The organism is Methylotenera sp., from assembly GCF_029945705.1.
GTDB lineage: Bacteria > Pseudomonadota > Gammaproteobacteria > Burkholderiales > Methylophilaceae > Methylotenera.
In genome coordinates, this window is record NZ_JAQSDC010000040.1 from 108,892 (window position 1) to 116,245 (window position 7,354).

Consider the following 7,354-nt stretch of genomic DNA (forward strand, 5'->3'; position numbering starts at 1 on the left):
AAATACCAGAATAGGCCATAGCAGCACTTACTCTTTTGATTTATTTGAAGTATTTTAGTTTTAACTTTACTTAATTTTACAACTTAGCCCATTCTCATAAGAGTGGCTTGATTATTGCTTTTCTTGAGTAGGCAAAAGCAATATTCAGCTAGTTTCAGGATAACTATTAGTGATAAACATACAATCATTTGACGACTCCTCAGTACTCATTGTTGATGACCAATCGACCAGCCGAGCGATACTTGCGCAGGTAGTAAAAAGTATCAACCCTAAGATCACAGTCGCTGAAAAAAGTAGTCCTGAACAAGCGTTAGAATGGGCGCAAGAGCATGTTGCAGATCTAGTATTTGTAGATTACTTAATGCCTGAAATGAATGGTATCGAGTTTGTGCGTTTACTTAAGAAGCTTCCGGAATATGCAGCAGTGCCAGTGATGATGATCACGATTAAAAAAGACGCCGAAACTCGCTACACCGCCCTAGATGCTGGAGTAACAGACTTTATCAATAAACCTGTTGATATGCACGAATGTGTAGCGCGCAGTAAAAATTTGCTGACGATGCATATTCAGCACATTACGCTACAGAACAAAAGTATCCTGCTTGAAAGCTTGGTCACTGAAGCGACAGCAGACATTAAAGCACGTGAAAAAGAAACATTGATGCGACTCGCGCGTGCCGGTGAACACAAAGATTATGATACCGCTTTGCATTTACAGCGCATGTCTTTATACAGCAGAGCACTAGCAGATGCGATTGGTCTAGATGAAGATGAAGCTGAAATTATTGAGCTTGCTGCACCTTTGCATGATATTGGTAAAATTGGAACACCAGACCTTATCTTGCTAAAAAAAGGCCCTTTCGACGACGATGAACTACAAGTCATGCGCAAACACCCTCATGTTGGATTTAAAATTTTGGAAGATAGTCCGTCTAAATACCTGCAAAAAGGCGGCGAAATTGCCCTGTCGCACCATGAACGCTATGATGGCTCAGGCTATCCAAATGGCCTTAAAGGCGAGGACATTCCACTTTCTGCCCGAATTGTAGCGATTGCAGATGTCTTCGACGCCTTGACCAGTACTCGCCCATATAAGAAAGCATGGAGTTTTGAGCAAGCTTATCAATATATATGTGATGAAAGTGGAAAACACTTTGATCCAGAATTGGTAAATGCCATGATTAAAGCAAGATCTGTTTTTGAAAAAATTTATTCTGAGAATTCAACTTCTTCAGAACCGCTATAACTACTGAAATAAATGAGTGTTAGCAGCATCAGAAGCGCCAGAAAATTTAGGCAAACAGCTTTACTCATTGATGACCAGTCAATTGTATTGGATATTCATGCAGCAATTTTGAAATCTCTAAAAATGGATCTCAAAATTGTAAAAATGACCGACCCAGTTGAGGCCTTGGAATGGATGCAAAATAAACAAGTGGATTTGATTATTACCGACTTTCGTATGCATCAAATGGATGGCATGCAGTTTGTACAAGCTATTAAAAATGCTTGTAATGAGCTATGCCACTCCATTATTGTTGTCACCGCCATTAAAGATCAAACCACACATCAAGAGCTCATTGCCGCAGGTGTTTCGGCTTGTTTGACCAAGCCAGCACAAACACAAGAGTTAGCTCGTATTGCTAAAAACTTACTAGAGGAAAGCAGAGATCACTATAACAGTGCTCTGTTGGAGTCAAAGTAAAAACATGCTGACACCTTTTAAAAATTGGCACAAAAACTCTACTGTACATTGCGACCCTTTAGAGCTTGAACAAGCAATTACCAGATTAGCAATAGGCACTACATTTACGTTATATCTACTCATTTCGTTTTTTATTAGCAAATCTATTAGCCAAGGTGAAATGGAAGGGTTTTATTGCTTAATTGTTTTTGAAGTAGCCGCGCTGCTGCTGCTGCTTGCCGTCAGTACGAGTAAAAAGCCGTCTGGAATTAGAAGGCTATTTGGCGCTTGGTTAGATGTCATCGGCACATCATCATTCTTGGCGCTTTCTGGAGATATTGGTGTAGTGTTGATCGGCGTTTATCTGTGGGTGACTTTTGGAAATGGCTTTAGATTTGGTAAAAACTACCTCTATCATGCTCAGGTCATTAGTATTTTAGGTTTTCTAATTGCTACTCAAGTGAACCCTTTTTGGGGGCTTCACCAGCCGATTGTATACGGCTTTCTGTTAATGTTAATCGCACTACCTTTATATGTAGCCAAGCTGATTGAACGGATGCATGAGGCAAGACAAAAAGCTGAAACTGAGAGCTTAAGAGCGGCGGAAGCTAATCTAGCCAAAACCCAATTTGTTGCCAACATGAGTCACGAAATTCGCACACCACTCAACGGCATTATTGGAATCAGCACATTACTTAAAACAACGCCAATGAACGCTGATCAGCAAGATTTACTGAAAACACTAGAAGGCTCATCCAAGCTATTGCTTTCATTACTCAACAATGTTCTAGACTTTACTAAAATTGAAGAGCGTAAATTTACAGTTGAAAATATTGCCTTTTCACCTAAAGAGGCTATATATGAAACATTAGAAATTTTTAGCGCCCACGCGAAGGCAAAAGGTATCCAATTAGGTGCTAGCGTCTCTGATTCACTGACAACCCTTAATGGTGATGCCTTTGTATTACGGCAAGTGTTAGCCAATTTACTTGGCAATGCAATTAAGTTTACGCAAGAGGGTAGCGTGACAATTTCCGCTACCCTCTTGCAAGATGATTTAGCTAAATCAACGGTACGTTTTGAAATTGCTGATACGGGAATTGGAATCCCTGCAGACAAGCAAAATAAAGTATTTGAAAGCTTCACTCAGGCCGATGCATCAACAACGCGTAAGTTTGGCGGTAGCGGATTAGGGCTTACCATAGCAAAACATATGGTTGAAGAGATGGGCGGCGCACTTTGCTTTCAAAGTACAGAAGGTGTTGGTAGTCACTTTTGGTTTGTGCTCTCACTAGAGAAAACACAACATCAAAGCGTATCCCTAGACAAAACGAGTTCAACAGAATCAAACTTAGGGAAATCTACTGTTGAAGCGATTGGGTCTGTAGACAAAGTTCAAATCAATACCCCTTCAAAATTGCTTAAAATTTTAGTATGTGAGGATGAAAGCACTAACCAAAAAATCATCACGCGCTTACTAACGCTGCCTGGACACCACGTTAATCTAGTCAGCAATGCCGACGAAATGTTGGATGCTTTAGAGCAAAATAAATTTGATCTTGTGATTACAGATTTAAATATGTCTGGCATGAATGGTGCAGATGCATTGAAGCTTTATCGATTCACCCAACCTGATGACCAAGATACGCGTTTTATACTATTTACTGCTGACGCTACACTATCTGCCAGAGAAATGGCTACCGAGGCTAGCTTTGATGCATTTTTAACTAAGCCTATTGATGCTGCTACTTTGTTTAACACTATCGAGCGTATTTTTAACTTACCGCCTAATACCACAACGCAATGGATGAAAAATGCGCTCAATGGCAACATTGATCTTAACTCTAGATTCGAAACTAACAGCACGTCGTTAGACTTAGATACCTTAAGAGAATTAGAAAAAATAGGTGCGGGTGACGACTTGTTCATGCATAGACTTCTACGCAACTATTTATCTGATTCAACCAAGCAGATTGTTAAAATCGAAACTGCAGCAAAGAACAAGCAATTTGGCGCATTACAGGACTTGTGTCACGCGCTTAAAGGCAACAGTTTAAGTGTTGGGGCAATTCAACTAGCTGCCACTGTAGAGAAGTTTGGGAAATTAAGTTCGTTAACTCATATCTCACAAGTGAATGAAATGCTGGAATTGCTGAATAATGATTTCTCGCTGCTGTCGGTTGCCATAGAAGGCTACCTTAGGAATCCTGAAGTAGCCTTAAATAAATAATTAAGCAGACTGTTTTTCAAATATTGGCGTTACCTCTGCGCTAGTTTTTGAATTCTGTGCACGTACCAAACGCTCCATTACTTTTAGGTTACGCTCATCTAAACGTAAAGCGGCATCTACCCATATTTCAACAATGTCATTTAACTCTTCAAACGTAAGCGGATTTACCCGCTGTTTAGCTTTGTTAATCGCTTGGAAAGAATTTAAAGAGCGATGATTCTTTTTAATCCAAGTATCTAACGCATACTTACCTTGACCATCCTCTGCAAGCACATCCACTACGCCCATAAGATAAAGCTCTTCGCCAGTATATATTTTTCCAGAACGCACCATTTTTTCTGCCGCAGGCATACCAATTTTACGTGACAGAAAACTCAAGGCCCCCATACCTGGGAATAGATTAAACAAAACTTCAGGCAATCCCATCACCGCACTCTTTTCTGCCACCAGAACATGTGCAGCTAACGCAGCTTCGAAGCCACCTCCCATCGCCTGACCTTGCACTAATGAAATGGTTGTCACAGGTGCCTGCATGTTATAAAAGGTCCAAACATTACTAATACATAATCTCGCATAACTTAATAAATGATCGCGAGCTTTTGCTCTAATTAAATCTCCAAATACAAATAAATCACCGCCTAAGTTAAAAACGCCAGGCACGTCAGAGGCTAACACTAAATAGTTTGCTTTTTTAACTTCACCATTATCAATAAATTGACCCTGCATTTTTTCTAAGCTTGACTGGCTTTGATGCAACTCTGTCATGCAGATTTTATTAAAACAGGGCCTAGGAGCAGGGTTCATGTAGTAAGTCATTACACCAAATTCTTCTTCATAACTCGTTCTTACTTGTTCTAATGTAGCATTATTAAATTGTTGAAAATCTACAATAGTATTCATATTAAGCCCCTTAAATTATCATTGATGTGAATTAAAAAACTACTGACACAACTATAGGCTTAAAAAATTACCGTCTCAAGTAAATGATTTTATTTAATAAAAAAATTTGGCTTAGATTTGTTGGGTAATTGCAACAAGATCTGATTAGCTTCCTTGTAACAAATTTGTATCAAAAAGTATCTTGTTGTGTTATTTTTTTGATTATTATTAATCCAGTCATTACAAAAATATAATTATGAAAAAAATATTACTATCCTTTGTGATCCTCTCTGCGCCAATCGCATCGCAAGCCGCTGGCTTCGCACTAATTGAACAAAGTGCCAGCGGCATGGGAAATGCCTTTGCGGGCGGTGGTGCCATAGCAGAAGATGCCAGCACGATATTCTTCAATCCAGCAGGCATGACCTATATAGAAGGAACTCAATTAGTTGGCGCCATTCACCTAATCAAACCTAGTGCTGAATTTAATAATAATGGTGCTGGTGCTGGTGCTGGCGCAGGTCCCTTTCCTAGCAGACCTTTAGGAGGATCTGGCGGAGATGCAGGCGACTTATCTGTAGTGCCTAATTTTTACTATAAAATGGATTTAACCGACACTGTGAAACTTGGCTTAGGTGTAAATGCTCCATTTGGCCTTAAAACTGAATACGATAAAGACTGGATCGGGCGTTTTCAAGCGATCAAGTCTGAACTTAAAACGGTCAATATTAATCCTGCAATTGCATTTAAGCTTAACGATCAATTATCAATCGGCGCAGGAGTTTCTGCTATGTGGGCTCAAGCTGAACTGACAAGCGCAGTAAACTTAGTTACGTCTGAAAGAACATCTAAAGTTAAAGGGGATGATTGGGGGTTCGGTTTTAACCTTGGTGCAATTTACCAAGCAACTCAAGATACTCGATTGAGTATTGCATATCGATCAAAAGTAGAAGAGCACTTGGATGGAGATGTTCAGTTTTCAATCTCTAACGTCCAAACACCTAATGGTGACGTTACTGCGAACATTACACTTCCAGAGTCACTTTCTGTTAGCGCATTTAGTAGACTAAATGACAAATGGGATTTAATGGGTGATTTAACGTGGACTCGTTGGAGCCAATTTCAAGAACTAGCTGTCATTAGAAGTAATGGCACAACTCTTGGTATACCTACAACTGAGAATTGGGATAACACCTTACGCTACTCAATCGGCGCAAACTATCATTACAGTGACACTATTAAATTGCGTGCTGGCTTAGCCTATGACCAAGAAGCTGTTAATGACCAATATCGCACAGCTAGAATTCCGGGTAACGATAGAAAATGGCTCTCACTAGGCGCTGGCTGGCAAGTGACGCCAAGCTCCAAACTTGATGTTGGCTACGCCCATTTGTTTATTAATGATGCCTCAATTTCTGACAAACAAAATACACCTGCTTTAGGAAGAAAAGGTGACTTAATTGGAAGCTATGACGGTAGTGTCGATATTTTGAGCTTCCAATACACATACAATTTTTAATTGCAATAAGTCAATAATGAGTTCGCACACGTAGACTTATTATTTATAGATTAAGTTTTCTTAACATCAATATCTATTAACCAAAATACTTTTTTATAGTTTAATGGTTATACTAAACATTACAGATTATTGTTCAGCATAGGGAGTTCAGTAATGAAAAAACTATTTTATATAGACTACCCTCAAGAGCACATAGAAGGCCAAATGCACCGCTATCGCTGCGTTCACTGTAAGGAAGAAACCACGACTATCAACGGCAGACTGGATGGTCATCTTTCTTCATGTGAATATCGAGTGAAACTCGAGAACGCTGGCTATGAGTCAGAGAAAACAATGCCAACGAATAAGTTAGTTTCACATGATGCAGATGATTTTGATTAAGCTACTTTCATAGATAGAGTCATAAGACTTTCTATAACGGAAACTACTATAACTTCCGATTCAACAATACAAAAGCTCACATATGTGAGCTTTTGTATTTTGGTGCCCCAGTTAGTCGAACACCGCAGCAAAGGATTATGAGTAAGGCGAGCGCTCACCATTACTTCACAAAGCTGAAGTGAAGCAGTTTGTGAGAATATTCTGACAATAGAATAAGGTAAACCTAACTTTTTTTTATATGTGCACTGTACAACAATAGCGTCATGGTACTTAAATAAGGACTAATCATGAACACTGCTACTATGTCATTTGCAACAATTGCATCACCAAAAATTGCATTACCAAGACTAAGTGTTACAAGACAAGACACTAACGCAATGATGTGCAAACTGCACAGCCCGTTACAAAATCACTTGCTCGCAGCATTGTCTACTCCTGAATTTAATCGCCTATTACCTCATTTGGAATTAGTGCCAATGTCACTCGGTGAGGTCATACACGGATTGAATAGTCACATCCAGTATGTTTACTTTCCAACGACTGCGATTGTTTCGCTTGTTCATGAATTACAAGATGGCGCTACTGTAGAAACTGCAAGTATTGGCAATTGGGTATTATGGCCCATCGTGACCAGTAAAAACGGTCCAACGTGACCGCTGAT

At 39.5% G+C, this 7,354-nt stretch carries 7 protein-coding genes; 6 read left to right on the forward strand and 1 reads right to left on the reverse strand.

Annotated elements, in window-relative coordinates:
* Positions 1–169 precede the first annotated feature (169 nt).
* The 3 genes from PSU78_RS08850 to PSU78_RS08860 are packed head-to-tail and all read left to right on the forward strand — an operon-like array spanning position 170 to position 3,914.
* A complete protein-coding gene (locus PSU78_RS08850; RefSeq protein WP_300387145.1) occupies positions 170–1,246 on the forward strand; it encodes an HD domain-containing phosphohydrolase in 1,077 nt (358 codons plus the stop codon).
* A gap of 12 nt (positions 1,247–1,258) precedes the next feature.
* The gene (locus tag PSU78_RS08855) at positions 1,259–1,705 is read left to right on the forward strand and encodes a response regulator (protein WP_300387147.1); all 447 of its coding nucleotides are present in this window, start codon (positions 1,259–1,261) and stop codon (positions 1,703–1,705) included.
* A 4-nt stretch (positions 1,706–1,709) separates the two neighbouring features.
* Positions 1,710–3,914: an ATP-binding protein gene (locus PSU78_RS08860; protein WP_300387149.1), complete on the forward strand. Its 2,205-nt coding sequence runs from the start codon at positions 1,710–1,712 to the stop codon at positions 3,912–3,914.
* Here the strand turns inward: PSU78_RS08860 and PSU78_RS08865 are convergent, their stop codons facing one another.
* Positions 3,915–4,814: a crotonase/enoyl-CoA hydratase family protein gene (locus PSU78_RS08865; protein WP_300387151.1), complete on the reverse strand. Its 900-nt coding sequence runs from the start codon at positions 4,812–4,814 to the stop codon at positions 3,915–3,917. It abuts the gene before it with no gap.
* A 235-nt stretch (positions 4,815–5,049) separates the two neighbouring features.
* On the opposite strand from PSU78_RS08865, the gene PSU78_RS08870 reads away from it, so the two are divergent.
* The 3 genes from PSU78_RS08870 to PSU78_RS08880 all read left to right on the forward strand — a co-directional run bounded on the left by PSU78_RS08870 (position 5,050) and on the right by PSU78_RS08880 (position 7,346).
* Positions 5,050–6,312 (forward strand): OmpP1/FadL family transporter, encoded by a 1,263-nt coding sequence (locus tag PSU78_RS08870; protein ID WP_300387153.1) that lies wholly within the window; start codon positions 5,050–5,052, stop codon positions 6,310–6,312.
* Positions 6,313–6,465: 153 nt separating this feature from the next.
* A complete protein-coding gene (locus PSU78_RS08875) occupies positions 6,466–6,693 on the forward strand; it encodes a hypothetical protein (RefSeq protein ID WP_300387155.1) in 228 nt (75 codons plus the stop codon).
* Between the two features lie 287 nt (positions 6,694–6,980).
* Positions 6,981–7,346, forward strand: coding sequence for a hypothetical protein (locus PSU78_RS08880; protein WP_300387157.1), 366 nt, complete (start codon positions 6,981–6,983; stop codon positions 7,344–7,346).
* Positions 7,347–7,354 lie beyond the last annotated feature (8 nt).

Excerpts from the sequence above, each read along its gene's own strand:
- PSU78_RS08855 (WP_300387147.1), top strand. The coding sequence starts at position 1,259 with ATGAGTGTTAGCAGCATCAGAAGCGCCAGAAAATTTAGGCAAACAGCT.
- PSU78_RS08860 (WP_300387149.1), top strand. The coding sequence starts at position 1,710 with ATGCTGACACCTTTTAAAAATTGGCACAAAAACTCTACTGTACATTGC.
- PSU78_RS08865 (WP_300387151.1), bottom strand. The coding sequence starts at position 4,814 with ATGAATACTATTGTAGATTTTCAACAATTTAATAATGCTACATTAGAA.
- PSU78_RS08870 (WP_300387153.1), top strand. The coding sequence starts at position 5,050 with ATGAAAAAAATATTACTATCCTTTGTGATCCTCTCTGCGCCAATCGCA.
- PSU78_RS08875 (WP_300387155.1), top strand. The coding sequence starts at position 6,466 with ATGAAAAAACTATTTTATATAGACTACCCTCAAGAGCACATAGAAGGC.
- PSU78_RS08880 (WP_300387157.1), top strand. The coding sequence starts at position 6,981 with ATGAACACTGCTACTATGTCATTTGCAACAATTGCATCACCAAAAATT.